General features: G+C 69.2%; 26 protein-coding genes. 10 read left to right on the top strand and 16 right to left on the bottom strand.

The window, feature by feature from the left end; translation table 11 throughout:
- From ACFDTC_RS05765 to ACFDTC_RS05750, 4 genes are all read right to left on the bottom strand, one after another.
- Positions 1–810 (bottom strand): NAD(P)/FAD-dependent oxidoreductase (locus tag ACFDTC_RS05765; protein ID WP_375257925.1); only part of this gene is annotated, 810 nt, incomplete at its 3' end.
- Positions 807–1,964, bottom strand: coding sequence for an acetylornithine deacetylase (argE, locus tag ACFDTC_RS05760; RefSeq protein WP_375257924.1), 1,158 nt, complete (start codon positions 1,962–1,964; stop codon positions 807–809). The genes ACFDTC_RS05765 and argE, both read right to left, overlap by 4 nt.
- Before the next feature lie 72 nt (positions 1,965–2,036).
- Positions 2,037–2,954, bottom strand: coding sequence for an endonuclease/exonuclease/phosphatase family protein (locus ACFDTC_RS05755; RefSeq protein ID WP_375257923.1), 918 nt, complete (start codon positions 2,952–2,954; stop codon positions 2,037–2,039).
- An 89-nt stretch (positions 2,955–3,043) separates the two neighbouring features.
- The gene (locus tag ACFDTC_RS05750) at positions 3,044–4,876 is read right to left on the bottom strand and encodes a dipeptide ABC transporter ATP-binding protein (RefSeq protein ID WP_375257922.1); all 1,833 of its coding nucleotides are present in this window, start codon (positions 4,874–4,876) and stop codon (positions 3,044–3,046) included.
- Between the two features lie 260 nt (positions 4,877–5,136).
- Here ACFDTC_RS05750 and ACFDTC_RS05745 point away from each other — a divergent pair, with 260 nt between their 5' ends.
- From ACFDTC_RS05745 to ACFDTC_RS05730, 4 genes are all read left to right on the top strand, one after another.
- On the top strand, positions 5,137–6,843 hold the full coding sequence (locus ACFDTC_RS05745; RefSeq protein ID WP_375257921.1) for a peptide ABC transporter substrate-binding protein: 1,707 nt from the start codon (positions 5,137–5,139) through the stop codon (positions 6,841–6,843).
- 119 nt (positions 6,844–6,962) lie between these two features.
- Entirely contained in the window at positions 6,963–8,000 is a 1,038-nt protein-coding gene (locus ACFDTC_RS05740) for an ABC transporter permease (RefSeq protein WP_375257920.1), read from the top strand.
- Positions 7,993–8,985 (top strand): ABC transporter permease, encoded by a 993-nt coding sequence (locus ACFDTC_RS05735; protein WP_375257919.1) that lies wholly within the window; start codon positions 7,993–7,995, stop codon positions 8,983–8,985. The genes ACFDTC_RS05740 and ACFDTC_RS05735 overlap by 8 nt, the downstream gene beginning before the upstream one ends.
- Before the next feature lie 227 nt (positions 8,986–9,212).
- The gene (locus ACFDTC_RS05730; RefSeq protein ID WP_375257918.1) at positions 9,213–10,268 is read left to right on the top strand and encodes a YeeE/YedE family protein; all 1,056 of its coding nucleotides are present in this window, start codon (positions 9,213–9,215) and stop codon (positions 10,266–10,268) included.
- 102 nt (positions 10,269–10,370) lie between these two features.
- Here ACFDTC_RS05730 and ACFDTC_RS05725 read toward each other — a convergent pair whose 3' ends face one another.
- Complete coding sequence (locus ACFDTC_RS05725; RefSeq protein WP_375257917.1) at positions 10,371–11,669, bottom strand: DUF3422 family protein; 1,299 nt, start codon at positions 11,667–11,669, stop codon at positions 10,371–10,373.
- 137 nt (positions 11,670–11,806) lie between these two features.
- Complete coding sequence (locus tag ACFDTC_RS05720; protein WP_375257916.1) at positions 11,807–12,223, bottom strand: DUF6314 family protein; 417 nt, start codon at positions 12,221–12,223, stop codon at positions 11,807–11,809.
- A gap of 117 nt (positions 12,224–12,340) precedes the next feature.
- Between ACFDTC_RS05720 and purB the strand changes: the two genes are divergently transcribed.
- The 4 genes from purB (at position 12,341) to ACFDTC_RS05700 (ending at position 16,244) form a co-directional block, all read left to right on the top strand.
- Complete coding sequence (purB, locus tag ACFDTC_RS05715) at positions 12,341–13,648, top strand: adenylosuccinate lyase (RefSeq protein WP_375257915.1); 1,308 nt, start codon at positions 12,341–12,343, stop codon at positions 13,646–13,648.
- 115 nt (positions 13,649–13,763) lie between these two features.
- Positions 13,764–13,916 (top strand): hypothetical protein, encoded by a 153-nt coding sequence (locus ACFDTC_RS05710; RefSeq protein WP_375257914.1) that lies wholly within the window; start codon positions 13,764–13,766, stop codon positions 13,914–13,916.
- Positions 13,917–14,134: 218 nt separating this feature from the next.
- A complete protein-coding gene (locus tag ACFDTC_RS05705; protein WP_375257913.1) occupies positions 14,135–15,208 on the top strand; it encodes a flagellar motor switch protein FliG in 1,074 nt (357 codons plus the stop codon).
- 166 nt (positions 15,209–15,374) lie between these two features.
- Positions 15,375–16,244, top strand: a complete 870-nt coding sequence (locus tag ACFDTC_RS05700; RefSeq protein ID WP_375257929.1) for a lysophospholipid acyltransferase family protein — start codon at positions 15,375–15,377, stop codon at positions 16,242–16,244.
- Here the strand turns inward: ACFDTC_RS05700 and ACFDTC_RS05695 are convergent.
- A complete protein-coding gene (locus ACFDTC_RS05695) occupies positions 16,208–16,927 on the bottom strand; it encodes a DUF1223 domain-containing protein (RefSeq protein WP_375257912.1) in 720 nt (239 codons plus the stop codon). The genes ACFDTC_RS05700 and ACFDTC_RS05695 overlap by 37 nt on opposite strands.
- A 219-nt stretch (positions 16,928–17,146) precedes the next feature.
- Here ACFDTC_RS05695 and acnA point away from each other — a divergent pair, with 219 nt between their 5' ends.
- Positions 17,147–19,933, top strand: coding sequence for an aconitate hydratase AcnA (gene acnA / locus ACFDTC_RS05690; RefSeq protein ID WP_375257911.1), 2,787 nt, complete (start codon positions 17,147–17,149; stop codon positions 19,931–19,933).
- A 238-nt stretch (positions 19,934–20,171) separates the two neighbouring features.
- A complete protein-coding gene (locus tag ACFDTC_RS05685) occupies positions 20,172–20,300 on the top strand; it encodes a hypothetical protein (protein ID WP_375257910.1) in 129 nt (42 codons plus the stop codon).
- 4 nt (positions 20,301–20,304) lie between these two features.
- Here ACFDTC_RS05685 and ACFDTC_RS05680 read toward each other — a convergent pair whose 3' ends face one another.
- From ACFDTC_RS05680 to yajC, 9 genes are all read right to left on the bottom strand, one after another.
- Positions 20,305–20,859, bottom strand: coding sequence for a DsbE family thiol:disulfide interchange protein (locus ACFDTC_RS05680; RefSeq protein WP_375257909.1), 555 nt, complete (start codon positions 20,857–20,859; stop codon positions 20,305–20,307).
- Positions 20,852–21,004 (bottom strand): heme exporter protein CcmD, encoded by a 153-nt coding sequence (gene ccmD, locus ACFDTC_RS05675; protein ID WP_375257908.1) that lies wholly within the window; start codon positions 21,002–21,004, stop codon positions 20,852–20,854. Before ccmD ends, ACFDTC_RS05680 begins: the two co-directional genes overlap by 8 nt.
- On the bottom strand, positions 21,004–21,732 hold the full coding sequence (locus ACFDTC_RS05670; protein WP_375257907.1) for a heme ABC transporter permease: 729 nt from the start codon (positions 21,730–21,732) through the stop codon (positions 21,004–21,006). Before ACFDTC_RS05670 ends, ccmD begins: the two co-directional genes overlap by 1 nt.
- A 63-nt stretch (positions 21,733–21,795) precedes the next feature.
- On the bottom strand, positions 21,796–22,452 hold the full coding sequence (ccmB, locus tag ACFDTC_RS05665) for a heme exporter protein CcmB (protein ID WP_375257906.1): 657 nt from the start codon (positions 22,450–22,452) through the stop codon (positions 21,796–21,798).
- A complete protein-coding gene (gene ccmA, locus ACFDTC_RS05660) occupies positions 22,449–23,060 on the bottom strand; it encodes a heme ABC exporter ATP-binding protein CcmA (protein WP_375257905.1) in 612 nt (203 codons plus the stop codon). Before ccmA ends, ccmB begins: the two co-directional genes overlap by 4 nt.
- A gap of 94 nt (positions 23,061–23,154) precedes the next feature.
- On the bottom strand, positions 23,155–23,508 hold the full coding sequence (locus ACFDTC_RS05655) for an Mth938-like domain-containing protein (protein ID WP_375257904.1): 354 nt from the start codon (positions 23,506–23,508) through the stop codon (positions 23,155–23,157).
- Positions 23,509–23,578: 70 nt separating this feature from the next.
- Positions 23,579–24,550 carry a protein translocase subunit SecF gene (gene secF / locus ACFDTC_RS05650; protein ID WP_375257903.1) on the bottom strand — a complete coding sequence of 324 codons (972 nt, stop codon included), beginning with the start codon at positions 24,548–24,550 and terminating at the stop codon, positions 23,579–23,581.
- Between the two features lies 1 nt (position 24,551).
- Positions 24,552–26,213 carry a protein translocase subunit SecD gene (secD, locus tag ACFDTC_RS05645; protein ID WP_375257902.1) on the bottom strand — a complete coding sequence of 554 codons (1,662 nt, stop codon included), beginning with the start codon at positions 26,211–26,213 and terminating at the stop codon, positions 24,552–24,554.
- A gap of 7 nt (positions 26,214–26,220) precedes the next feature.
- Positions 26,221–26,508, bottom strand: a complete 288-nt coding sequence (yajC, locus tag ACFDTC_RS05640) for a preprotein translocase subunit YajC (protein WP_375257901.1) — start codon at positions 26,506–26,508, stop codon at positions 26,221–26,223.
- Positions 26,509–26,565 lie beyond the last annotated feature (57 nt).

Below are 26,565 nucleotides of genomic sequence, written 5' to 3'. Positions count from 1 at the left end.
CACGCCGCCGTCGTCGCGCGGGCGCATCGCCATCGCCCAGCTGACCGAGGCGGTGCTGACCACCTGCGGCACGCGCCCCGTCGCCATCGCGGTCGAGCGCACGGACAGCTGCGGGATGTCGATCGCGTGGCGGCGCAGGAACAGCGACGACCACGCGCCGCCCGCCAGCACCACCGAAGATGCCTTGATCCGCCCTGCCTCGGTGATGACACCCGCGACGCGGCCCGCCTGCAGGTCGAGGCCGCGCACGGCGCAGGCCTCGATGATGGTCACGCCGGCCTCGCGCGCGAGGCGCGCCAGTTCCGGCACGGCGACCCAGGGCTCGGCCTTCATGTCGCTGGCGGTGTGCAGCGCGCCGACCCAGTCGCCCTGCGCGCCACCCAGCAGGTCGGTCGCCTCGTCCCGGCTCAGAAGCCGCGAGTCGACGCCGAAGGGTTTCGCCTGCGCCGCCCAGTCGGCATAGGCTGCCATCTGCGCCTCGTCCCGGGCCAGGTAGGTGACACCCAGGGTGCGCAGGCCCAGCCGTCCGCCGCATTCGGCGTCGAGCTCCTGCCACAGCCGCTGGCTTTCCTGCGCCACCGGAATCTCGGCCAGGTCGCGGCCCTGAACGCGGACCCAGCCCCAGTTGCGGCTGGATTGCTCGGCCGCGACGCGGCCCTTTTCCAGCAGCACCACCCGGTGCCCCTTGCGCGCGGCGAACAGCGCCGTGCAGACGCCGATCACCCCGCCGCCGATCACCACGATGTCGGCCTCCCCGGGCAGCGGGCCCGCGAATTCCGGCGCGTCCGGCAGGCGGAAGGGAAACGTCACTTCAGCGTCTCCAGCAGGCGCTCCATGAAGCGGTGACCGTCCTGGAACTGCGCCACGGTGATGTATTCGTCGGGCTGGTGCGCGACGGCGATGTCGCCGGGCCCGCAAACGACGGCGTCGTAGCCGGCGACCTGGAAATGGCTCGCCTCGGTGCCATAGCTGACGTGATTGTCCGAGTTGTCGCCGGTGATCTGCCGGGCCAGCGCCTCGGCGCCGTTGTTCTCGGTCGGCGCGAAGGGCGGCAGGGCGAACTTCTCGATCAGCTCGATGCGCGTCTCGGGGCGCACGGCCTGCATCGCTTGGGTCAGCTCGGCGGCCTTGTCGGTGACGCGCGCGCGCCACTGGTCCAGCGTCTCGCCCGGCACGACGCGGAAGCCCAGGCCGAACTCGCAATCCTTGGCGGTGATGTTGTGCGCGGTGCCGCCGTGGATCTGGCCCACGTGCACGTTGGTGTAGGGCGGCACGAACAGCCCGGCCATGCCTTGGGGCTCGGCCGCGGCCTGTTCGTCGTTCACCTGGTTGGCCCAGTCGATGAGCTTGGCGCCCCACATGATCGCCGACACGCCCTGGTCGAGGATCGACGAATGCACCTCGAACCCGTGCACGTGCACCCAGTAGCTGACGCCGCCCTTGTGGCCGGTCACCACGCGCATCGACGTGGGCTCTCCGACCAGCACGTCCGAGGCGCGCGGCAGCGCGGCCATCGACTCGATCAGCGGCGGGGCGCCGGTGCAGCCGACCTCCTCGTCGTAGCTGAGCGCGATCTGCAGCGGGCGCGACACGCCGCGATGCTGCGCCTCGACCAGCGCCCAGATCGCCAGCGCGTCGAAGCCCTTCATGTCGGTGGTGCCGCGGCCATAAAGCTTGCCGTCCCGCTCGGTCACCGAGAACGGCTCGGTCGTCCAGGCCTGACCGTCGACCGGCACGACGTCGGTGTGGCCGGACAGGATCACGCCGCCCTCGACCTCGGGTCCCACATGGGCGAACAGCGCCGCCTTGTCGCGCGCCTCGTTCCAGTGGCGGTGGCAGACGATGCCGTGGTCGGTCAGGTAATCCTCGACCCAGTTGATCAGGCCAAGGTTGCTGTCGCGCGAGACGGTGGGAAACTCGACCAGCCGGTCGAGGATGTCGCGCGGGGAATGCCGTTTGGCCATGGGGATCTCCTGCCGGAAGGGGTCTGGTCGGGTCGCGCGCACCTTAGGCGCGCCGCCCCGCCGGGCACAAGGTCAGGGCAGCGCCACATCGACCACCACCGGGTGGTGATCGGACGGCCAGACCCCGTCGTAGCGGCGCTGCATGACGAAGGGCCCGGCCAGCAGGCCGATGCGGTCCGACAGGCCGATATGATCGATCGCGCCAAAGAGGTGGATACCGCGGTCGAAATGCCCCGTGGCCCCCGGCACGCGGGGAAAGCGCAGGCCGGCCTCGGCAATCCGGTCCATCGTCGGCGCGCCGTGCAGCGCGTTGAGATCGCCCAGCACGATCACCGGCATGCCGTCCGCGATCACCGGCGCCACCCGGTCGCGCACCAGCGCGGCCGAGCGCAGGCGGTTCTCGCCGCTCGCCCAGTCGGTGTGCAGGTTGTAGACGCGGAACACGCGGCCCTCGGGGTCGGCGAACTCGGCCCAGGACGTGAAGGCCGGGTAGGAGCCGTCGAAGGTGCGCGAGTAGATCACGTCAGGCGTGTCCGAGAAGAAGAACCAGCCCTGGTCGCGCAGGCTCAGCCGGTCGGCGCGGTACAGGATCGGCTGCGTCGAGGGGAAGTCGCGCCAGTCGCCCGTGGCCGCAGCCCGCCATCCCTGGTTGCGCGCCAGCAGCCAGTCGCGCGCCAGGTTGACCGACCCGTCCGAACCGCGCCGGAAGCTCTCCATCTCCTGAAAGGCGACGATATCGGCGTCGAGATCCTTGAACGCGGCGTCGAGCGCGAATTTCCGCGCCTCCCAGTCGCCGCGTGACCACGGGCCGGTGTCGCGGCCCAGAAGGATGTAATGCACGTTGTGGCTGACCACGCGCAGCCCGCCCGGCGCCGGCGGCGGCAGGTCGCCCGCGCGCGAGAACCACAGCTGCGCGGCGCAGCCGGCCAGCACAAGCACGACGACCAGCGCGCCGAAGGCTTTCACGACCCGTCCGATCCAGCGCCGCATCGCCCTGCCCTTCTTTGGTCTTCAAATATCCCGGGGTGAATTGCTCCGCAGGAGCAAGAGGGGCAGCGCCCCTGCCCGTCCGGCCTGCGTCAGTACCCGCTGTCGGTGGTCAGCACGAAATGCCCCGGGCTGACCTCGGCGTATTCCGACGGCGCGGCCTGGTGACCCACCGGGTGGATCGGCGACGGGATCGGCTTGAAGTTCAGGTCCTTCTCGGACTTGCGCCGGCGCGGGTCGGCGATTGGCACCGCCTTCATCAGCGCGCGGGTATAGGGGTGCTGCGGGTCCTCGAACACCGCGCGGCGGGGGCCCAGCTCGACGATCCGGCCCAGATACATTACGCCGACATTGTGGCTGACGCGCTCGACCACGGCCATGTCGTGGCTGATGAAGACGTAGGACAGCTCCAGTTCGGCCTGCAGTTCCATCATCAGGTTCAGCACCTGCGCCTGCACACTGACGTCCAGCGCGGAAACCGCCTCGTCCGCGACGATGAGCTTGGGGTTGAGCGCCAGCGCGCGGGCGATGGCGATGCGCTGGCGCTGGCCGCCGGACAGCTCGTGCGGGAAGCGGCGCATGAAGCTGCGCGGCAGCTCGACCCGGTCGAACAGGCCCGCCACCCGGTCCATCACGGCGCTGCCCTTGGCGGTGCCGTAATTGTGGATCGGCTCGGCCACCTGGTCGGCCAGCTGCATCTGCGGGTTGAGCGAGGCGAAGGGATCCTGGAAGATCATCTGCATCTCGCGCCGCGCGTCGCGCAGGCCGCGCTGCGACAGCGCCATGACGTCGGTGCCGTCGAGGTCGATCGTGCCCGAGGTGGGCTCGACCAGCCGCAGGATCGACCGGCCCGCGCTGGACTTGCCGCAGCCGGATTCACCCACGAGGCTGAGCGTCTGGCCCTTGTTGAGCGTGAAGGACACGTCCTCGACCGCGTGCACGTTGGCGACGTGGCGCCGGAAGAAGCCGCCGCGCACGGGAAAGCGCGTGGTCAGCCCCTTCACGGTCAGCAGCGGCTCGTCGCGGCCGGGGATCGGCTCGATCTTCTGGTCGGTGCGGCCGAACAGCTTCATCGGCTCGGGATGATCCTTGCCGGTCATCTCGCCCAGTTTCGGCACGGCGGCCAGCAACGCCTGCGTGTAGTGATGCTGCGGCCGCTCGAAGATGTCCTCGACGGTGCCTTCCTCGACCTTGTTGCCGCGGAACATCACCACGACGCGGTCGGCCATCTGCGCCACGACCGCCATGTCGTGGGTGATGAACATCACCGCGGTGCCGGTCTCGCGCTTCAGGCGGTCCATCAGGGCCAGGATCTCGGCCTGGATGGTGACGTCGAGCGCGGTCGTCGGCTCGTCCGCGATCAGCAGGCGCGGCTTGCAGGCCATGGCCATGGCGATCACCACGCGCTGGCGCATGCCGCCGGACAATTCGTGCGGGTATTGCTGCAGGCGCCGCTCGGGCTCGGGGATGCGCACCTCGCGCAGCAGTTCCAGCGCGCGCGCCTCGGCCTGCTTTCGCGACATGCCGCGGTGCACGCGCAGCCCCTCGGTCAGCTGCTTGCCCACGGTGAAGACCGGGTTCAGCGCGGTCATCGGCTCCTGGAAGATCATGCCGATCTCGTTGCCGCGGATGGTGCGCATCAGCGACTGGTCGGCGGTCGTCAGGTCCAGCTCGTCGCCGGTCTTGCGGTCGAACAGCATCCGCCCGCCGGCGATGGTGCCGCCGCCGTACTCGATCAGCCGCATCAGCGACAGCGAGGACACGGATTTGCCGGACCCGGATTCGCCCACCACGCAGACGGTCTCGCCCGCGTTGATGTCGAAGGACACGTCCTCGACCCCGACGACGCGGCCGTCCTTGGTCTCGAACTCGACGCGCAGGCGGTCGATCTGGGCAATGGGGCCTCGCGGCGCGGAATCGAGCATGTGTGGTCTGTCCCTGGACGATCGCGCCGACGCTAGCCCCGGCGGATCGAGGGTGTCAAACATCCCGCCACGCGACGCAAGGCAACGCTTGCATTTTCCCGCTGCGGTGGTTTCGATGACGGCGGATCGCCGGTTTGGGCCGCACGGGGCGCGCCCGCGGCGATCCGCTTGACCAAGGGCGGCCGGAGGTCCAAGCCGGTCCGCGCAAAAGCAAAAAGGGGCCGGAGGTCAAACCGGACCCGTCCAACATGGAGAGTGCAATGAGATTGAAATCCCTGATGCTCGGCGCCGCGGCGGCCGTGGCACTTGCGCCGATGGCGCAGGCGCAGCGGGCCAGCGACGGCGAAGTGCGCATCATCTATTGGCAGGCCCCGTCGATCATGACGCCGTACCTGTCGGGCGGCACCAAGGACATCGAGGCCGCGAGCCTCGTGATCGAGCCGCTGGGCCGCTACGACCCGACCGGCGCGCTGGTCCCCTACCTCGCCGAAGAGATCCCGACGGTTGAGAACGGCGGCGTGTCCGAGGATCTGACCTCGATTACCTGGACGCTGAAGGAAGGCCTGCTGTGGTCCGACGGCACCCCGGTGACCGCCGAGGACGTCAAGTTCACCGCCGAATACTGCATGCATCCCGAAGGCGGCTGCGCGCAGCTCGCCAAGTTCACCGGCGTCGAGTCGGTCGAGGCGCTGGACGACCGCACCGTCCGCGTGAACTTCGACCAGCCGATGCCCAACCCCTACGGCCCCTTCATGGGCGGCCAGTCGCCGATCATCCAGAAGGCGCAGTTCGAGCAGTGCCTGGGCGCGAATGCCTCGTCCTGCACCGAGGCGAACTTCAACCCGATCGGCACCGGACCCTTCGTGGTGGACGAGTTCCGCCCGAACGACGTGATCACGCTGTCGGCGAACCCGAACTACCGTGACCCCGCCAAGCCCGCCTTCGCGTCGGTGACGTTCAAGGGCGGCGGCGACGCGGCCGCGGCCGGCACCGCCGTGATGGAGACGGGCGAATACGACTACGCCTGGAACCTGCAGCTGGCGCCCGACGTCATCGCCCGCATGGAAGAGGGCGGTCAGGGCCAGGCCGTCGCCGCCTTCGGCACGCTGGTCGAGCGGATCGAGGCGAACCTAACCGACCCGTCGCCCGACCTGCCCGAGGGCGAGCGTTCGACCGTCGCCCATCCGCACCCGATCCTGACCGACGTGCGCGTGCGCGAGGCGCTGTCCAAGGCGATCGACCGCAACCTGCTGGTCGAGGTCGGTTACGGCCAGGCCGGCCGCGCCACGTGCAACCTGGTGCCCGCGCCCGAGCTCTATGCCTCGGACAACACCGAGTGCCTCGAGCAGGATCTCGAGGGCGCCCGCGCGCTGCTGGAAGAGGCCGGCTGGACCGACACCGACGGCGACGGCGTGCGCGAGAAGGACGGCGAGCGTCTGAGCCTGCTGTTCCAGTCCTCGACCAACGCCGTGCGCCAGGACTTCCAGGCCCTGATCAAGGATTGGTGGAGCCAGATCGGCGTCGAGACCGAGCTGCGCAACGTCGACTCGTCGGTCTTCTTCGGCGGCGACCCGGGCAGCCCGGACACGTTCCAGAAGTTCTACGCGGACGTCGAGATGTACGCGAACAACTTCGACGGCACCGACCCGCAATCGTACCTCTCGATGTACCGCTGCGGCAACGAGCCGAAGCCGTCCAGCCAGTGGCAGGGCGAGAACATCAACCGCTTCTGCAACGAGGAATACGACGCGCTGCTCGACGAACTGGCCCGCACCGGTGAACTCACCGCGCGCGGCGAGATCGCCAAGAAGCTCAACGACATGCTGACCAAGGAAAGCCACACGATCATTCCGCTGGTGGACCGCGGCCGCGTCTCGGCGCATTCCAACACGCTGGGCGGCGTCGAGCTGAACACCTGGGACAGCGAGTTGTGGAACGCGGCCGACTGGTACCGCATCGACGAGTAATCCGCGGGCAGCGGCGGGCCCTCCCGCCGCGCCTTCTGCACCTTTCGCGAGGGGCGGGTTGATCCCCGCCCCTCGTTGCTGAAAGGTCGTCTATCAACACGGCGATACCGGGGACGCTGATGCTGACATACGCGACACGACGTCTGATCCTGTCGATTCCGACGCTGCTGTTCATCAGCTTCGTCATCTTCATGCTGCTGCAACTGGCGCCCGGCGATCCGATGGCGCAGGTCCCGCTGACCGTGCCGCCGGAAGTGAAACAGAAGATGCGCGAGGCGCTGGGCCTCGGCGAGCCGCCTCTGGTGCAGTACTGGAAATGGCTGGTCCAGGTGATGTGGATCGAGCCGCAGGTCCTGATCGACTGGCTGACCCGCGAAAGCTGGCTGCTGGGCTGGCTGCCGGACACCAGCCTCTACGACGGACAGCTGCGCGTGATCTCGTGGCAGACCCGCAGCCCGGTGATGGACATCATCATCCAGCGCATCCCGCAGACGCTGAAGGTGGTCGGCATCGCCTATATCGTGGGCATCCTGATCGCGCTGCCCATCGGCATCTATTCGGCGTATCGCCAATACTCGGTCTTCGACCAGGCCGGCACGTTCGTCACGATGATCGGCTTTTCGGTGCCGCCGTTCTTCACCGGCCCGCTGCTGATCGTGATCTTCTCGGTCCAGCTCGGCTGGTTCCCGTCGATCTACGACACCACCCACGTCGTGAACGACTGGGCAAGCTTCAAGGTGCAGCTTCAGCAGATGATCATGCCGGTCATGGTACTGGCGCTGCAGATCACCGCCCAGCTGTCGCGCTACATGCGCGCCTCGATGCTGGACAACCTCAACCAGGACTACGTCCGCACCGCCCGCGCCAAGGGCCTTTCCGAGGCGGTCACCGTGATGGTGCACGTGCTGCGCAACTCGATGATCCCGGTGGTGACCGTGATCGCGCTGGGCGTGCCGGCCATCTTCGGCGGCGCCATCATCACCGAGCAGGTGTTCAAGGTGAACGGCATCGGCCAGCTGCTGATCACCGCGCTCTTCGCCAACGACCTGCCGATGGTGATGACCGTGACCTTCTTCTTCGCCGTGCTGATCGTGCTGTTCAACCTGATCGCCGACATCCTCTACGGCGTGCTCGACCCGAGGATCCGCTATGACTGAACCCGTCGCCGCGTCGCCCGCCCCGGACGAGATCGCCATCGAGGCGCTGCGCGACCGCGAACCCTCGCGCCCGCCGCGCAGCCAGTGGCGCGACGTCTGGGACCAGTTGCGCAAGCACAAGGGCGCCCTGTTCGGCGCTGGCTTTCTGCTGTTCATCACGCTGGCGGTGCTGGTCGGCCCGTTCATCTGGACGGTCGATCCGCAGCAGATCGACATCCGCAATAAGGACATGCGCCCGATCTACACCGCGATCTGGGATTCCTCGGCCAAGGTCAGTTGGGCCAAGCCGCTGGGTTCGGACCAGCTGGGCCGCGACCAGCTGGCGCAGCTGATCGCGGGCGGGCGCGCCTCGATGGCGGTGGGCTGGGCTGCGATGCTGCTGAGCCTGGTGATCGGCACGGCGATCGGCGTCATCGCGGGATACTTCAAGCGTCTCGACGGGCCGCTGATGCGGATGACCGACCTGTTCCTGTCGCTGCCGATCCTGCCCCTGCTGCTTGTCGCGGTGACGCTGTTCCGGCAGCCGCTCAACGCGAATTTCGGCCCCGAGGGCGGCATGTTCATCCTGATCGTCACGGTCATCGCCGTCACCTCGTGGATGCCCACCGCGCGCATCGTGCGCGGCGACGTCCTGGCCATCAAGGAGCGCGAGTTCGTGTTGGCCGCGCGCTCGATCGGCACCACCAGCCGGCGCATCATCTCGCGCCACCTGCTGCCCAACGTGCTGTCGCCGATCATGGTCTCGGCCGCACTGGGCCTCGCCACGGCGATCATCACCGAAAGCGCGCTGTCCTTCCTCGGCGTGGGCTTCCCGTCGGACTTCCCCACCTGGGGCAAGATGCTGGCCGACGCCGTCACGCGGATGGAGCAGTTCCCCGAGCGCGTGATCCTGCCCGGCGTCGCCATCTCGCTGACCGTGCTGAGCGTCAACTACCTCGGCGACGGGTTGCGCGACGCGCTCGATCCGCGGATCCGCGGCCGCTAGGCGATACCGGCGCGCGCGGGCCAAAAAAGGACGCGCGTCATGGCTGCCGCGCCTGCCCGAACGGGCGGCCTTACACCGCGCGTTCGCGCAAAACATGCGTTCCGTATCGAACCGCAGGCGCGGGACCGGCGTTCCCCCGGCTCGCTAGCACCGCGCCCGCGCGGCGCTTGCCGAAGCGTCAACGCCGCGCCATCTAACGGCGGTAATCCGAAGCGGGAGCACCTGACATGTACGAGACCCTCGGCATCACCAGCCTGACCGCGCCGCAGGCGGCGGTCGTCTTCGCCGCCATGCTCGGCCTCGCCTTCGGCGTGCTGGCCGAGCGCACCGGCTTCTGCTTCCGCCGCTCGCTGGTGGGCACCGATCGCCGGCAGGCGCTGGGCGTGTGGATGACCGCGCTGGCCGTCGGCGTGCTGGGCACGCAGGCGGCGGCGCTGGCCGGCTGGATCGACTTCGCCGACCACCGCTTCATGACGTCTCATGTACCTGTCGTGGCCATCGCCGTGGGCGGGCTGCTGTTCGGCGCGGGCATGGTGCTGGCCCGCGGCTGCGCGTCGCGCCTGACGGTGCTGACCGCCACCGGCAACCTTCGCGCCGTGGCCGTGCTGCTGGTCTTCGCGGTCGTGGCGCACGCGACGCTCAAGGGCGTGCTGGCGCCGGTGCGCACCACGCTGGGGTCCTGGACCCTGCCGATGGGCGACGGCGTGTCGCTTGCCGCGCTGCCGGGCGGCGCGCCGGTCTGGGCCGCGCTGATCGCGCTGGGCGCGCTGGCGCTGGCCTTCCGGTCGGGCAGCCGCCTGACGACCCTGCTGGGCGGCGCCGCCATCGGCGCGCTGGTCCCGCTGGCCTGGGTCGGCACGGGCCTGATCCTCTACGACGATTTCGACCCGATCGCGATGGAAAGCCTCAGCTTCACCTCACCCTGGGCCGACACGCTGTTCTGGACCGTCGCGTCCACCTCGATCCCTGCGGGCTTCGGCGTCGGCCTAATCGGCGGCGTGCTGGCGGGCAGCCTGGTGTCGTCGCTGGCGTTCCGCAGCTTCGCCTGGGCCAGCTTCTCGTCCCCGCGCGAAACCGGCCGCTACCTGACCGGCGGCGCGCTGATGGGCCTGGGCGGCGTGCTGGCGGGCGGCTGCACCGTGGGCGCGGGCCTTGCGGGCGTGCCGACCCTGTCGCTGGCCGCGATCCTCGCACTCGGCGCGATCGCCGTGGGCGCGCTGCTGACGCATGCCGCCCTGGGCCGTGCCGCGGGCGCCCGATTCCTGGCGCAACCGGCGGAATAACCAGGCGCTTCTTTGGTCCCGAAATATCCTCGGGACGGGTTCGGGGAGGGCAGACAGCCCTCCCCGTCGCCGTTTCAGCGATCGTGCGCCGCGAAAGGCGTGCTAAAGATCCGGCCCCGCCTTCTCCATCGAATGCCGGATGCGCCGGATCATCGTCCAGACCAGCACGACCACCGGCACCGTCACCAGCGCGGTGAGCATGCCCCGCGACAGGTCGAGATACTCCGCCAGCGGATAGAGCAGGTAACCCGCCAGCGACACTGCGTAGTAGCTGATCGCCACCACCGACAATCCCTCGACCGTCTTCTGCAATCGCAGCTGCAGCTCGGCGCGCTTGTTCATGCTTTCCAGAAGCTGCTGGTTCTGGGCCGAGCGGCCCACCTCGACCCGCGTGCGCAGCAAGTCCGCGGCGCGCGTGGCGCGTTCGGCCATCGTGACCAGCCGCGTCTGCGCCGACTTCACAGTGCGCATCGCCGGATCAAACCGCCGCATCATGAACTCGGCGAAGGTCTGGCGTCCCTGGAATCGCTCCTCGCGCAGCACGGATATCCGCTGGCCGACGATCGCCTCGTAGGCGCCGGTCGCGCCCATGCGGAACGAGACATGCGCCGACAGGCTCTCGAGCTCGGCGGACACGCTCAGAAGCTGCTTCAGCGTCTCCTCCTCGGGGCCCTCGCCGTGGGTCATCGCCTCCATCAGGCGGCTCAGCTCCTCGTCGATCTCGCCCATCCGTGGGCCGATCTGCTTGACCCGGGAAAAGCCCAGCATCGACATGGTCTTGTAGGTCTCGATCTCGCACAGGCGCTGGACGATCCGGCCCACGCGGCGCTGGCCGATCCCCTCGCTGGTGAACACGGCGAACCGCTGGTGCCCGGCGACGTCGATGCGGAAATCGCCCGCCACCACCGCGTCGTCGTCGATCACCCGGCTGACGGCGACGCTTTCGGGCACGAACCAGTCCTGCACCGCGTCACCGATCGCGGCGTCGTCGGGGCGCGGGATCACCCGCAGCAGCGCCGAGGTGACGCGCACGCCCGGCGCCTCGTCCAGCCAGCTGTCGGGGAAGACCTCGAAATCCTTCGGATCGAACGGCCGCTCGCCCATGCCCTGCAGGAAGACCGTGTAGGTGACGAACTCGGTATGCTGCTCCCATTTCAGCAGGTGCCGCCCGATCCGGCCCGAGAAATGCGTGGCCCCCGGCTGCGGATGCGCGGTGCCGTAGCGGTCCAGCAGGTCGGTCAGGTGCTGCAGGTCCAGCGCCCGGTCGCGCGCGGCGGCCGCCCGCGCCTTCTTGATCGCAAGGTAGACCGCGCGGCACGGCACCTGCAGCGACGGGAAGGGCCGGGCGTGCAGCTCGTTGGCCAGCTGGTAGCGCAGCGGGTGGTCCTGGATCGGCGGCATCGCGTCCCTTTCCTTTGTCGCCAACCTAACCGGGGCCGCGCCGAAGTAAAGGCGATTTATCAAGCACAATCAAACCGTTACAGGAATACATCGGCATACCGGCCCGCGCATGCCGAAAGCGCCGTGTTTTGAGGCGCTTAATCCGCGCGCGCGTACGTGCCCAGCATGACGTAATCCTTGCGCGGCCCGCGCACCCGCCAGGTGCAGCGCCAGCGCGGCCAGTCGGCGAAGTCGTAGGTGGCCTCGTAGCGGTCGGGGGGACAATCGTGCGCGGCCGCGCCGCCCGCGGGCGGCACCGCGTGGAAGAACCGCCCGTCGCCGAACTGCACATTCAGGTCCGCGTCCCACAGGTAGTTGCGCCCGGCCTGCACGGCCGTGCCGTCGGGCAGCGTCAGGGTGCCGGTCTCGACGCACCGCGCGCCATCGCCCTCGGGCCGCCACTCGGCGCGGCCCGAAAAGCGCGCGACGCTGCCGTCGGCGTGCCGGATCTCGCGCTCCAGCCGCCAGGCGCCGATGAAGTCGGCCAGACCCCTGCCCTGCCCCGTATCGCTCATGGCGCCGGTGATGGCACGCGCCGCGCCGGCCCGCAATCGCGCCGCTGCAATCGCTTGTCGCCCGGACGCGCGCGGCCTATGACGCCGCCAACCCGTGACGTTGCGAAAGGCCCGCCGATGATCCCCCGCTATTCCCGCCCCGAGATGACCGCGATCTGGAGCCCCGAGACCAAGTTCCGCATCTGGTTCGAGATCGAGGCCCATGCCTGCGACGCGCAGGCGGCGCTTGGCGTCATCCCGAAGGCGAACGCCGAGGCCGTATGGAAGGCCAAGGACGTCGAGTTCGACGTCGCCCGCATCGACGCGATCGAGGCCGAGACCCGGCACGACGTGATCGCCTTCCTCACCCATCTGGCCGAGATCGTGGGCGCCGACGAGGCGCGCTTCGTCCACCAGGGGATGACCTCTTCGGACGTGCTCGACACCACGTTCAACGTGCAGCTCGTGCGCGCCGCCGACATCCTGATCGCCGATCTCGAGGGGCTGCTGGCCGCGCTCAAGCGCCGCGCCTACGAGCACAAGGACACGGTCCGGATCGGCCGCAGCCACGGCATCCACGCCGAGCCCACGACCATGGGCCTGACCTTCGCGCGCTTCTACGCCGAGATGGACCGCAACCTGTCGCGCATGCGCGACGCGCGCGCCGAGATCGCCACGGGGGCGATCAGCGGCGCCGTCGGCACCTTCGCAAACATCGACCCCGCGGTCGAGGAGCATGTCTGCGACAAGCTGGGCCTCGTGCCCGAGCCGATCAGCACGCAGGTCATCCCGCGCGACCGCCACGCCGCCTTCTTCGCCACGTTGGGCGTGATCGCCTCGAGCGTCGAGAACGTCGCGACCGAGATCCGCCACATGCAGCGCACCGAGGTGCTGGAAGCGGCCGAGTTCTTCTCGATGGGGCAGAAGGGCTCGTCCGCCATGCCGCACAAGAAGAACCCGGTGCTGACCGAGAACCTGACCGGCCTCGCGCGGCTGGTGCGCATGGCGGTGATCCCGGCGATGGAGAACGTGGCGCTCTGGCACGAGCGCGACATCTCGCACAGCTCGGTCGAGCGCAACATCGGCCCCGACACCACGATCACGCTCGACTTCGCGCTGCACCGGCTGACCGGCGTGATCGACAAGCTGCTGGTCTACCCGCAGAACATGCTCGACAACATGAACAAGTTCCCCGGCCTCGTGATGTCGCAGCGCGTGCTGCTGGCGCTGACCCAGGCCGGCGTGTCGCGCGAGGATGCGTACCGCCTGGTGCAGCGCAACGCGATGAAGGTCTGGGACCACCGCACCGATTTCCGCGAAGAGCTGCTGGCCGACCCGGAGGTGCGCGCCGCGCTGTCCGAGGAGCAGATCAACGAGAAGTTCGACCTCGGCTACCACACCAAGCACGTGGACACGATCTTCGCCCGGGTGTTCGGCGAAAGCTGAGGCTGCGCAATTTTCAGCCCCTCGCGCGACCGTGAGGGACAGGATCGCGAAACGCGTTTTGACGCTAGGTCAGCGCGTGCTACCTTCGGGGCATCCAGCAAAAGGACGACAGACGATGATCAGAACGATTTTCGCCGCCGCCACGCTCGTGCTGATGCCCGCGCTGGCCTCGGCCGCCTGCTACGGTGGACACGAACAGGCCATGAGCTGCGCCGACGGCATGGTCCTCGACACCGAGACCAACACCTGCACGGTCGTGTCCGGCTGATCCCGGCCCTTCCAACACATGACGGGGCGGTCCTTCGGGCCGCCCCGTTTGTTTTACGGCATGGCCCGTCGCGACGTTTCCGTTGCGGACAAGGGACTTGGCGGACGCTTTTCGCAAACGCGCTTAACAGTGCGGAAACCTGTTCGGGCTAACCGTTGCGGGGCGCGGAGACCCGGCCGCGCGCGCAACCTGACGGAGCTGCCCGCACCATGACCCGCATGCCTGCCCTCACCGCCGCCGCGGCCGCGGCCGCCCTTCCGGCGCCCGGCGTGGTCCGCGACGCAAGCCTGCTGTCGCGCAAGGCGAAGGCGGCCATCATCGTCCAGGTCCTGCTCAACGAGGGCGCCGACATCCCGCTGTCCTCGCTGCCCGACGAGCACCAGACCGAACTGACCGTGCTGCTGGGCAAGATGCGCTACATCGACCGTACCACCCTGCACGCGGTGATCGAGGAATTCGTCGAGGAACTGGCCGGCGTGGGCCTGTCCTTCCCCGGCCACATCGCCGGCGCGCTCGACGCGCTCGAGGGCAAGATCAGCGCGCAGACCGCGATCCGCCTGCGCAAAGAGGCCGGCGTGCGCCAGATCGGCGATCCGTGGAAGCGGATCAACGCGCTCGACGTCGAGAAGCTGGTGCATCTCGTCAGCAACGAATCCATCCAGGTCGCCGCGGTGATGATGTCCAAGATCGACGTCGCCCGCGCCGCCGACGTGCTGGCCAAGCTGCCCGGCGACCGCGCGCGCCAGATCAGCTACGCCGTGTCGATGACCACCGGCGTCACCCCCGACGCGGTCGACCGCATCGGCCTGTCGATCGCCACGCAGCTCGATGCCGAGCCGCCCAAGGCGTTCAAGGCCCGGCCCGACGAGCGCTTGGGCGAGATCCTCAACTTCTCGACCTCGGCCGCGCGCGAAACCCTTTTGGGCGCGCTGGAACAGGACGATGCGCAGTTCGCCGACCGCGTGCGCAAGGCGATCTTCACGTTCGGCACCATCCCCAACCGCATCAAGCCCGAGGACGTGCCCAAGATCACCCGCGACGTCCCGGCCGAGGTCATGTCCACCGCCTTCGCCGCCGCCGAGAACGACGAGGACCGCGCCGCGGTCGAGTTCATCAAGGCCAACATCTCGAAGCGCATGGCCGCCACGCTGGAGGAGGACGCCGAGGCGCTGGGCAAGGTCGGCACCAAGACGGGCGAGCGCGCGATGACCGACGTGATCGCCGTGATCCGCCAGCTGATCGACAGCGGCGAGATCACCCTGCGCCGCCCCGACGAGGAAGACGGCGACTGACGATTCCGGCGGGGATCGGCGCTTGCCCGCCCCCCGGCTTGTCGATCCGCGGCGCTGCGTTTAGGAGGAACGCAGCCTTGTGGGTGGACGCGTGTCACGACCAGACCGACAGAAACGGCCCCGGGCGCCGCGCAACCCGCGCCGCGACCGCGCCAGCGATCTCGCGATCCGCGGCCTGATCGGTGCCGCGCTGGCCCTGCCGCTGCGCCCGCGCCTGGCCCTGATGGGCCGCGCGATGCGCACGCTGGCCCCGCTGCTGGGCTGGCAGGAACGCGCGATGGCGAACCTCGCCCATGTCTGGCCCGACCTGCCCGAGGCCGAGAAGCGCCGCATTGCCCGCGCCGTGGCCGACAATGCCGGCCGCACGATGATCGAGAACTACGACCCGGCGGGCCTCGTCGCCCGGATGCGCACGGCGCCGGTGCGCGGCGACGGCCTGGCGGCGGTCGAGGACGCCCGCGCCGCGGGCCGTCCGGTGCTGTTCGTCACCGGGCATTACGGCAATTTCGAGGCCCCCCGCGCGGCGCTGGTGGCCCGCGGCTACCGCATCGGCGGGCTCTACCGCCCGATGGCCAACCCGTTCTTCAACGCGCACTACGCCGCCAACATGCACGCGCTGTCGGACCCGGTCTTCGAACAGGGCCGGCGCGGCACGATGGGCCTGCTGCGCCACATCCGCGACGGCGGGATGGGCGTGCTGCTGTTCGACGTCTACGACAGCGCGGGCGTGCCCATCGACTTCCTCGGCCGGCCGGCGCCCACGCTGCTGTCGGCGGCCGAGATCGCGCTGCGCACCAACGCGCTGATGGTGCCGTTCTTCGGCATCCGCCAACCCGACGGCACCAGCTTCGACGCGGTGTTCGAGGCACCAATCGATCACGGTGATCCCCGCGCGATGATGGAGGAGGCGACCCGCCGGCTCGAGGCGCGGATCGAGGCCGATCCCGGCCAGTGGTTCTGGATACACCGCCGCTGGAAGCCCCAGCGCCAGGCCCGCCGTCAGCGCAAGCGCGCGGCGGCCAGTATGGGCCCGTAGCCGGCGGACTGCACCAGCACCACCACGCCCGCCGGGCCGGTGACGGGCACCGCGGCGGTAAACTCTCCGGTCCCGTCCCAGCGCGCGGCCACGTCCCATTCCTCGACGATGTGCGTATAGGTCAGCCGCTTGCCGGCGTTCTCGCCGCTGGGGATGTCGACCTCGGCGCTGTCGGTATAGCGCACCACGTGCACGTCCACCGGCCCCACCGGCCCGTCCTTGGGCATCGCGCGGATCTGCAGCGTCTCGCCGTCGCGCGCGATCTCGAGCGCCACCGGCGACGGCCGCGCGGCGTGCTGGTCCACCAACGCCGACACCTGCCCGGTGCGCGAGCCCACCGCGTGGTGCTGGCCGTCGATCACCGCCTGCGGCGTGTAGAGCGTCTTCCACCCCCCGGCGCGGGCATAGCCCTTCTGCCGCTTGGTGAAGGCGTGCTGCGCGAAGCGGTCCGGCCAGCCGATGTAGTCCCAGTAATCCACATGCAGCGCCAGGGCGATCACGTCGTCGCGCTGCTCGGCCAGCTGCGCCAAGAACGCGTCTGCCGGCGGGCACGAGGAACAGCCCTGCGACGTGAACAGCTCCACCACCACCGGGTTGTCGCCCTGCGCGTGCGCGCGGTCGGGCAGCAGCGCGCCCGGTGCGCCGAGGCACAGGACGACGATGGCGGCAAACAGCGTTCGCATCTGGCAAGGCCCCCCGATCATGGCCGCCATCATGTAACCGACGCCGCGGCCGTTGAACAATCAACGAATTGCGATGCACCGTTACGGCAGGCGCGCGACAGGCCCCGCGCCCAAACTGTGTGCGACGGTATACAAAATCGCCGCACCCCCTTGATCGGTGCATTGGCATGATGCAGATAGCAGGCAGCCATCACACGCATCAGCCAGACGGAGAGATCCATGCCCATCACGGTCGGACACGACAGCGCGGGCACGCGCAGAACGCTTTCGGCGGGCGGCTCGACCCTCGCCTACTACTCCATTCCCGCGGCGCAAGAGGCGGGCCTGGGCGACTTCTCGCGGCTGCCCGCGGCGCTCAAGGTCGTGCTCGAGAACATGCTGCGCTTCGAGGACGGCAAGACCGTCACCACCGACGACATCAAGGCGTTCTCGGACTGGGCCGAAAACGGCGGCAAGGGCGACCGCGAGCTGGCGTACCGCCCCGCCCGCGTGCTGATGCAGGACTTCACCGGCGTGCCGGCGGTCGTCGACCTCGCCGCGATGCGCGACGGGATCAAGGCGCTCGGCGGCGACGCGCAGAAGATCAACCCGCTGAACCCGGTGGACCTGGTCATCGACCACTCGGTCATGATCGACGAGTTCGGCAACCCGCGCGCGTTCCAGATGAACGTCGACCGCGAGTACGAGCGCAACATGGAGCGCTACACCTTCCTCAAGTGGGGCCAGACCGCGTTCGACAACTTCCGCGTCGTGCCCCCCGGCACCGGCATCTGCCACCAGGTGAACCTGGAATACCTTGCCCAGACGGTCTGGACCGACACCGACCAAAACGGTGAAAAGGTTGCCTATCCCGACACGCTCGTCGGCACCGACAGCCACACCACCATGGTCAACGGCGCCGCCGTGCTGGGCTGGGGCGTGGGCGGCATCGAGGCCGAGGCCGCGATGCTGGGCCAGCCGATCAGCATGCTGATCCCCGAAGTCGTCGGCTTCGAGCTGACCGGCCGCATGATGGAAGGCACCACCGGCACCGACCTCGTGCTGAAGGTCGTCGAGATGCTGCGCGAGAAGGGCGTCGTCGGCAAGTTCGTCGAGTTCTTCGGCGACGGCCTCGATCACCTGCCGCTGGCCGACCGCGCGACGATCGCCAACATGGCACCGGAATATGGCGCCACCTGCGGCTTCTTCCCGATCGACGACGAGACGCTGCGCTACCTGACGCAGACCGGCCGCGACAAGGACCGCGTGGCCCTGGTCGAGCAGTACGCCAAGGCCAACGGCATGTGGCGCGACGCCGACTATGCACCGGTCTACAGCGACACGCTGAAGCTGAACATGGACACGATCGTCCCGGCGATCTCGGGCCCCAAGCGTCCGCAGGACTACATCGCGCTCGACAAGGCCGCGAAGGCGTTCGGCGAGTACGTCAAGGGCATCCGCGCTGGCAAGGACGTCAACGTCGTGGCCGAGGGCCGCTGGGAAGGCGAGGGCGGCGCGCCCGAGCCGGTCGATATCCCCGGCGACGAGGGCCATCACAAGCGCGGCTTCGTCAAGACCAAGGACGGCCATTACCAGCTGCACGACGGCTCGATCGTGATCGCCTCGATCACGTCCTGCACCAACACGTCGAACCCCTACGTGATGATCGGCGCCGGCCTCGTCGCCCGCAAGGCGCGCGAGAAGGGCCTGAACCGCAAGCCGTGGGTGAAGACCTCGCTCGCGCCGGGCTCGCAGGTGGTGTCGCACTACCTCGAGGCCGCCAACCTGCAAGAGGACCTGGACGCCATCGGCTTCAACCTCGTGGGCTACGGCTGCACCACCTGCATCGGCAACTCGGGCCCGCTGGCCGAAGAGATCAGCCAGTGCATCGCGGACAACGACCTGATCGGCACCTCGGTCCTGTCGGGCAACCGCAACTTCGAGGGCCGGATCAGCCCCGACGTGCGCGCCAACTATCTGGCGTCGCCGCCGCTGGTCGTGGCCTACGCACTGGCCGGTGACATGAACATCGACATCGCCAACGACCCGCTGGGCACCGACAACGACGGCAACCCCGTCTACCTCAAGGACATCTGGCCCACCCAGAAGGAGATCGCCGAGCTGGTCGAGAAGACCGTCACGCGCGAGGCCTTCCAGGAGAAGTACGCCGACGTGTTCAAGGGCGACGAGAAGTGGCAGGGCGTCGAAGTTCCCCAGCAGGAGACCTACGACTGGCCGGCCTCGTCGACCTACGTGCAGAACCCGCCCTACTTCCAGGACATGGACCCCGAGCCGGGCACCATCAGCAACGTCGAGGGCGCCCGCGTCCTGGCGCTGCTGGGCGACATGATCACCACCGACCACATCAGCCCGGCGGGCAGCTTCAAGGCCGAGACCCCGGCCGGCAAGTACCTGACCGAACGCCAGGTCAGCCCGCGCGAGTTCAACAGCTACGGCTCGCGCCGCGGCAACCACGAGGTGATGATGCGCGGCACCTTCGCCAACATCCGGATCAAGAACGAGATCCTGGACGGCGTCGAGGGCGGCTACACCAAGGGCCCCGACGGGTCGCAGATGTCGATCTACGACGCGGCGATGGCCTACCAGGAGCAGGGCACCCCGCTGGTGATCTTCGGCGGCGAACAGTACGGCGCCGGCTCCAGCCGCGACTGGGCGGCCAAGGGCACCGCGCTGTTGGGCGTGAAGGCCGTGATCGCCGAATCGTTCGAGCGCATCCACCGCTCGAACCTGGTCGGCATGGGCGTCATCCCGTTCGAGTTCACCGGCGGCGACACCCGCAAGACGCTGGAGCTGACCGGCGACGAGACCGTGTCGATCACCGGGCTGGACGACGTGAAGCCCGGGCAAGACACGCCCTGCACCATCACCTACGCGGACGGCTCCACCAAGGAGATCACGCTCAAGTGCCGGATCGACACCGCGATCGAGCGTGAATACGTCGAGCACGGCGGCGTGCTGCACTACGTGCTGCGCGACCTGGCCAAGGCCTCCGTCGCGGCCGAGTGATCGCCGCCCATACCGGACCTGAAAAGGCCCCCTGCGCAGGCAGGGGGCCTTTTTCTTGGGCGGAAAGGCGCGCGTTGGGCAATTTTCAGCCGCTCGCGCCCGCGCCGGCCCGGCCCGCCGGGATCTTTCACATCCGTTTCGCGTTTCGCGGGCATATATCGGCACAGAAGCCCGCGCCGACCGGCCCGCCCGCACAAGGGCCGGCGACGACGGGCCGCCAGAAACGACGAGGCATGCGATGAAACTGATCACGATCCTGCAGGCGGGCGCGCTCTGCGTGCTGGCGATCTACGGCGCGGCGGCGGCCAATTCGTCCGACGCGACCGCGCCCTGCCCGCCGACGCAGGCGACCTGCGCCCGCCCCTAGGCGCTCAGGACCCCGGCGCGGCCTCGGCCAGCGCCTCTTCCAGCGCCGGCACGAAGCGGCGCTCGTAATCCGTGCCCACCAGCGGCCCGGCAAAGCGGAACAGCACGGTTCCGTCGCCGTCGACGATGAAGGTCTCGGGCGGGGCGGTGACGCCCCAGTCGATCGCCGTGCGGCCCTGCGGATCGAACGGCACGCCGATGAACGGGTTGCCGTCGTCGGTCAGGTAGGACCGGGCGTTGGCCTCGGTATCCTTGAAGTTCACGCCGACGATGGGGATGCCCTCGGCCGCCATCTCCAGCAGGCGCGGATGCTCGGCCCGGCAGGGCGGGCACCAGCTGGCCCAGAAGTTGACCAGCGTCACCTCGCCGTCGCGCAGCACGCCCGGCGCCACGCCGTCGAAGCCCGGCAGCGCCGTCTCGGGCAGCGCGGGCGCGGGCTGGCCCTTCAGCATCGACGGCAGGTCGTCCTTGCCCTCGCGTCCCAGTCCGAAGAACGCCACCGCCGCGAAGGCCGCGAAGATCGCGGGCGGCAGGATCATCAGCGGCGAAATCCTAGCCACGGCGCGTTCTCCCCTCGATCTCGTCCAGCTGCGCGCGGACGCGCCGCGCACGGGCGACGCTGGCCCAGACCAGCGCGCCGATCAGCCCCAGCGACACCGCGTAGGACGACAGCACGTAGATCGCGTAGGAACCAAGGTCGGGCATCAGGCCATCCTCTCGCGCAGGCGCAGCGCGCGGGTGCGCCGCGCGCGGATCTCGGTCTGGGTGCGCAGGAAGACCAGCGCCACGAACAGTGCCACGAAGCCCGCGATGCAGACCAGCAGCGGGTACCAGAACACGTCCGAGATGTTCTCCTCGGCGTCCATGGACAGCGACGCGCCCTGGTGCAGGCCCTGGTTCCAGAACAGCACCGCGTAGCGCGAAAGCAGCGCGAAGACCGATCCCACCAAGCACAGGATCGAGGTCAGGTCGGCCGCCGTGTCGTCGTTCTCGACCGCCTCCCAAAGGGCCATGTAGCCCAGGTAGAACAGGAACAGGATCAGGAACGACGTCAGCCGCGGGTCCCAGGCCCACCAGGTGCCCCACATGGGCTGGCCCCAGATCGCCCCCGTCGCCAGCGCGATCACCGTCATCACCGCGCCCACCGGCGCCGCGGCCCGCGCGGCCAGGGCGCTGACGTGGTGGCGCCGCACGATCCAGATCAGCGAGGCGACCAGCATCATCAGCCAGGCGTTGATCGCCATCAGCGCGGCGGGCACGTGCAGGTAGATGATCTTGACGGTCGAGCCTTGCCGGAAATCGTCCGGCGTGAAGAAAAAGCCCCAGACCAGCCCCGCGCCAAGGCAGACCACCGCCGCGACCGACAGCCACGGCAGCAGCCGGTCCGTGGTGCGGATGAACTTCACGGGGTTGGCGTATTCCCAGATGGACATGGGTGGCGTGCTCTCCTGCTGTCCTCGTTTACACTCGGTTTTCCCGGTCCGCGCAACCGGCCTTCACCGCAGATTGATCCGCAGCACCGCGGCCGAGGCGAAGGGCAGCAGCGCCACGGCGCCCAGGCTGATCCCCGCCAGCATCAGCAGCGGCGTCTCGACCGCAAGGCCTGCGGCGCCCCGGCGCGCCACCTCGGCGCCGAAGATCAGCGTCGGCACGTAGAGCGGCAGCACCAGCAGCGACAGAAGCAGCCCGCCGCGCTTCATGCCCACGGTCAGCGCCGCGCCGAAGGTACCGATCACCGACAGCGCGGGCGTCCCCAGCGCCAGGCTGACCAGAAGCCAGGCATAGCCCGGCCCCGGCAGGTGCAGCAGCACCCCCAGCGCCGGCGCGGCCAGCACCAGCGGCAGGCCCGTGGTGATCCAGTGCGCCGCCGCCTTGACGAAGGCGATCCCCTCCATCGGCAGCGGGGCAGTGGCCAGCAGGTCGAGCGAGCCGTCCTCGTGATCCAGCGCGAAGATCCGGTCCAGCGACAACAGGCACGCCAGCAGCGCGCCCACCCACAGGATGCCCGGCGCGATGGCGCGCAGGATCGCCGTCTCGGGGCCGACGCCGAAGGGTACCAGCACGGTGACGATCAGGAAGAACGCGAGGCCGAGGCCGAAGCCGCCGCCGGCGCGCACCGCCAGCCGCAGGTCGCGGGCCAGCAGCGCGATCACAGGAACGCCTCGTCGGCGGCCGACAGGCGCGCCGTCGCGCGGAAGGGTGTGACATCCAGCACCTCGGCGTCGAGGCCCAGGTCGATATGCGTGGCGATCAGCGCCGACCCGCCCTGCCCCAGATGCGCCCGCACGGCGTCGGCGAACAGCGCGACCGACGCCGCGTCCAGCGACACCGTGGGCTCGTCCAGTACCCAGACCGGGCGCCCCGTGACCATCAGCCGCGCCAGCCCCAACCGCCGCTTCTGTCCCGCAGACAGGCTGCCCGCGGGCCGGTCGCGCAGGTCCTCGAGGTCGAACGCCGCCCGCGCCGGCGCCACGTCGCCCCGCCCGAAGACGCGCGCCCAGAAGGCCAGGTTCTCGTCGACGCTCAGCGTGGCCTTCAGGCCGTCGGCATGCGCGGCATAGGCCACGCGCTCGCCCGCGCCCTCGACCGTGCCCGCCAGCGGCGGCTGCAACCCCGCCACCGTGCGCAGCAGCGTCGTCTTGCCCGACCCGTTCGGCCCCCGCAGCACCAGCGCGCGCTCGGGCGCCAGCGCGAAATCCACGCCCTGCAGCACCGGCACGCCGCCGCGCGCCACCGACAGGTCGCGCGCCCTCAGCTGCATCCGCCGCCCGCCGCCTTCATCCTGGTCCAGGTAATCCGGGGTGAATTGCTCCGCAGGAGCAAGAGGGGCAGCGCCCCCGCCCCGCCCGCGCCGCTCACACCGGCAGCGCGGCCAGCGCCACGCGCCGGCCCTCGCTCAGCAGCACGTTGTAGGTCCGGCACGCCGCCGGAGAGCTCATGACCTCGACGCCCAGCCCCTCGGCCTCGAGTGCACCGCGCAGGTCCCGCGCGATATGCGCCACGTCGCCGCCCATGCCGACGAACAGCACGTCGACCTCGCCCGCCAGGTCCAGCAGCGCCGCGTCGTCGTCCAGCCCCGTCCAGGCGCGCGGCGCGCCGCCGGCGACCAGCAGCGGGCCGTCGTGGACCTCGCCGCCGACGCGGAAGAAGCCCGGCCCGTAGCCGTCCACGGGGCGGGCGTCGGTGAAGGTGATCTCGTTGATGCGCATGATGGCCTCCCCGGCTGTCACGCCCAAGACTTAAGGCCGGGGCCGGCGCGCGACCAGCCCCCGCGGCCCGTCAGGCGTCGATGTCGCCGAACTGGTTGTCGGTCTGGTCGCCGCTGGGCTTGGTCCAGTCGCGCTTGACCCCCAGCCGCAGCAGGATCGCCGAGGCGACGAAGACCGTGGAATAGGTGCCCACGACCACGCCCCAGATCATCGCGAAGACGAAGCCCCGGATCACGTCGCCGCCCAGCACGATCAGCGCGATCAGCGCCAGCAAAGTGGTGGCCGAGGTCATGAAGGTCCGGCTCAGCGTCTCGTTGATCGACAGGTTCAGCAGGTCCTTCAGATCCCGCGTCTTGTACTTGATCAGGTTCTCGCGCACCCGGTCAAAGATCACCACCGTGTCGTTGATCGAATAGCCCACGATGGTCAGCAGCGCCGCGATGATCGCCAGGTCGAAGCGGATCTGCAGCAGCGAGAAGATGCCCAGCGTCACCAGCACGTCATGCGCCAGCGCCACCACCGCGCCCAGCGCGAACTGCCACTCGAAGCGCAGCCAGATGTAGACCAGCACCGCCGCGATCGCGAGCGCCACGGCGATGAACGCCGTCTGGATCAACTCGCCCGACACCTTGGGCCCGACGGATTCGACCGAGGTGAAGCGGATGTCCTCGGCCACCGCCGTCAGCGCGCCGCGCGCCTGCTCGATCACGTCGGCACTGACGGCCTCCTGGCCTTCCTGCGCCTGGATGCGCACCATGGCGACGTTCTGGTCCGGCCCGAAGCTGGGGTCGAACACCTCCGAGATCACCACGTCGCCGAGGCCCAGGCCTTCCAGCGCCGCGCGGTAGGCCGCCACGTCCACCGGCTGCGCCGACTGGGTGCGGATCGTCGTGCCGCCCTGGAAGTCGATGCCGTAGTTCAGCCCGCGGATCGCGAAGCTGCCCACCGACAAAAGCACCAGCAGCGCCGAGATGCCCAGCCACAGCACCGGCCGAGAGAAGAAGTCCCAGTTGGTCTGCTGGGGAACCAGTTTTAGGCGCATCTCAGACCTCTATCGTCTTGGGGCGGCGGCGTTCGAACCAGAGCACGATCAGCAGCCGCGTCACGAAGATCGCCGTGAAGACCGAGGTGACGATGCCGAAGCCCAGCGTCACCGCGAAGCCGCGCACCGGCCCCGAGCCCATCACGTAGAGGATCAGCGCGGTGATGAATGTGGTCAGGTTGGCGTCGACGATGGCGCTCAGCGCCTTCTCGTAGCCCAGTTCGATCGCGCGGGCGGGCTTGCGCCCCTCGGCGATCTCCTCGCGGATGCGCTCGAAGATCAGCACGTTGGCGTCCACCGCCATGCCCACGGTCAGCACGATGCCGGCGATGCCGGGCAGCGTCAGCGTCGCCCCGATCAGCGACAGCAGGCCGAAGATCAGCGCGATGTTCAGGATCAGCGCGATATTGGCGAACAGCCCGAACAGCCCGTAGCTGAGGCCCATGAAGACCAGCACCGCGACGAAGGCGACCACCGTGGCGACCTTGCCCGCGTCGATGCTGTCCTGGCCCAGCTCGGGGCCGATGGTCCGCTCTTCCAGGAAGGTCAGCTCGGCCGGCAGCGCGCCCGCGCGCAGCAGGATCGCCAGGTTCGTGGATTCCTCGACCGTGAAGTCGCCGGTGATGATGCCCGACCCGCCGGGAATGTGGCTCTGGATCACCGGCGCGCTGATCACCTCGTTGTCCAGCACGATGGCGAACGGGTTGCCGATGTTCTCGGCCGTGTAGTCGCCGAAGGACCGCGCGCCCGAAGGGTTGAACCGGAAGTTCACCGCCGGCCGGCCGTTCTGGTCGAAGCTCGGCTGCGCGTCCACCAGGTCCTCGCCGGTCACGACGGGCGCCTGTTCCAGCACGTAGTACACGCCCTCCTCGTCGAGCGAGGGCAGGATCTCGTTGCCGACGCCGGCGCTCTCGTCGGCGCTCGCGGTGCGCGACACGACCGGCTGGAAGGTCAGCTGCGCCGTGGTGCCGATGATCTCCTTCAGTTCGGCGGCCGAGCCGATGCCCGGCACCTGGATCAGGATGCGGTCGGCGCCCTGGCGCTGGATCGTGGGCTCGCGCGTGCCGACCTCGTCGATGCGGCGGCGCACGATCTCCAGCGTCTGCTGCAGCGTGCGGTCGTCGCTGGCGCGGCGCTCGGCCTCGGACAGGGTGACGACCAGCTCGTCGCCATCCGCCGACACGTCCAGGCTCTGCGCCCCCGCCGCCGTGACCGAGGCCACCGGCTGCGACAGTCCGCGAACCAGCTCGACCGCGCGCGGCATGCCCTCGGGCTGCGAGATGCGCACCCGCAGCACGCCCGGCTCGGAATCCTGTAGGCGGATCGTGCCGACCTCGTCGCGCGCATCGCGCAGCGTGTCACGGACCTGCGGCCACAGCGACTCGATCCGCGTCTCGTAGACGTCCTCGAGCTGCACTTCGGCCAGCAGGTGCGCGCCGCCACGCAGGTCGAGGCCCAGGTTCACCAGCCCCGAGGGCAGGAAATCCGGCCAGGCCTGCGCGGCCTCGCGGTTCTCGGCCGTGTCGGCGCCAAGCTCGATCGCCGCCTCGGCGTCGTTGTGCCGTTCGACGCGTTCGTAGAACAGGTTCGGCAGCGCCAGGACCAAGCCCAGCGCCACGACCGCCCAGATCAGGACGCGTTTCCAGAGATCGACTTGAAGCATCTAGGGTTCAGCCCTTGGCCGGTTCGGTCTTGGACAGGACCTGCGCGACGGTGGACTTGATGACGGTGACGCGGACTTCGGGCGCGACCTCGATCTCGAGCTCGTTGTCCTCCTTCACCTTGGTGACCTTGCCGATCATCCCGCCCTGCGTGACGACGCGGTCGCCGCGGCGCAGGTTCTCGACCATCTTCTGGTGCTCTTTCATCTTCTTCTGCTGGGGACGGATCAGCAGGAAGTACATGATCGCGAAGATGAGGATCAGCGGGATGAACTGCGCGATTGTACTGCTGTCCATGGGATGCTCCTGACATGATGACTGGCGGGGCACCCCCCGCGCTGGATTTGGCGGAAC

Origin of the sequence: Citreimonas sp., from assembly GCF_042096055.1 — a bacterium.
In the GTDB taxonomy this organism is placed as follows: Bacteria; Pseudomonadota; Alphaproteobacteria; order Rhodobacterales; family Rhodobacteraceae; genus Citreimonas.
Note: the sequence above shows the minus strand (reverse complement) of the source record. Positions and strands in the feature narration are given on the sequence as shown.

Bases quoted from the DNA above. Each gene is read 5' to 3' on its own strand.
- ACFDTC_RS05755 (WP_375257923.1), bottom strand. From the start codon at position 2,954: ATGCGGCGCTGGATCGGACGGGTCGTGAAAGCCTTCGGCGCGCTGGTC.
- ccmD (WP_375257908.1), bottom strand. From the start codon at position 21,004: ATGCCCGACCTTGGTTCCTACGCGATCTACGTGCTGTCGTCCTACGCG.
- ACFDTC_RS05750 (WP_375257922.1), bottom strand. From the start codon at position 4,876: ATGCTCGATTCCGCGCCGCGAGGCCCCATTGCCCAGATCGACCGCCTG.
- ACFDTC_RS05720 (WP_375257916.1), bottom strand. From the start codon at position 12,223: ATGAGCGATACGGGGCAGGGCAGGGGTCTGGCCGACTTCATCGGCGCC.
- ACFDTC_RS05725 (WP_375257917.1), bottom strand. From the start codon at position 11,669: ATGCCGCCGATCCAGGACCACCCGCTGCGCTACCAGCTGGCCAACGAG.
- purB (WP_375257915.1), top strand. From the start codon at position 12,341: ATGATCCCCCGCTATTCCCGCCCCGAGATGACCGCGATCTGGAGCCCC.
- ACFDTC_RS05730 (WP_375257918.1), top strand. From the start codon at position 9,213: ATGTACGAGACCCTCGGCATCACCAGCCTGACCGCGCCGCAGGCGGCG.
- secF (WP_375257903.1), bottom strand. From the start codon at position 24,550: ATGCGCCTAAAACTGGTTCCCCAGCAGACCAACTGGGACTTCTTCTCT.
- ACFDTC_RS05705 (WP_375257913.1), top strand. From the start codon at position 14,135: ATGCCTGCCCTCACCGCCGCCGCGGCCGCGGCCGCCCTTCCGGCGCCC.
- ACFDTC_RS05710 (WP_375257914.1), top strand. From the start codon at position 13,764: ATGATCAGAACGATTTTCGCCGCCGCCACGCTCGTGCTGATGCCCGCG.
- ccmA (WP_375257905.1), bottom strand. From the start codon at position 23,060: ATGCAGCTGAGGGCGCGCGACCTGTCGGTGGCGCGCGGCGGCGTGCCG.
- ACFDTC_RS05695 (WP_375257912.1), bottom strand. From the start codon at position 16,927: ATGCGAACGCTGTTTGCCGCCATCGTCGTCCTGTGCCTCGGCGCACCG.
- ACFDTC_RS05685 (WP_375257910.1), top strand. From the start codon at position 20,172: ATGAAACTGATCACGATCCTGCAGGCGGGCGCGCTCTGCGTGCTGGCG.
- yajC (WP_375257901.1), bottom strand. From the start codon at position 26,508: ATGGACAGCAGTACAATCGCGCAGTTCATCCCGCTGATCCTCATCTTC.
- acnA (WP_375257911.1), top strand. From the start codon at position 17,147: ATGCCCATCACGGTCGGACACGACAGCGCGGGCACGCGCAGAACGCTT.
- ACFDTC_RS05670 (WP_375257907.1), bottom strand. From the start codon at position 21,732: ATGTCCATCTGGGAATACGCCAACCCCGTGAAGTTCATCCGCACCACG.
- ACFDTC_RS05655 (WP_375257904.1), bottom strand. From the start codon at position 23,508: ATGCGCATCAACGAGATCACCTTCACCGACGCCCGCCCCGTGGACGGC.
- ACFDTC_RS05745 (WP_375257921.1), top strand. From the start codon at position 5,137: ATGAGATTGAAATCCCTGATGCTCGGCGCCGCGGCGGCCGTGGCACTT.
- ACFDTC_RS05740 (WP_375257920.1), top strand. From the start codon at position 6,963: ATGCTGACATACGCGACACGACGTCTGATCCTGTCGATTCCGACGCTG.
- argE (WP_375257924.1), bottom strand. From the start codon at position 1,964: ATGGCCAAACGGCATTCCCCGCGCGACATCCTCGACCGGCTGGTCGAG.
- secD (WP_375257902.1), bottom strand. From the start codon at position 26,213: ATGCTTCAAGTCGATCTCTGGAAACGCGTCCTGATCTGGGCGGTCGTG.
- ACFDTC_RS05735 (WP_375257919.1), top strand. From the start codon at position 7,993: ATGACTGAACCCGTCGCCGCGTCGCCCGCCCCGGACGAGATCGCCATC.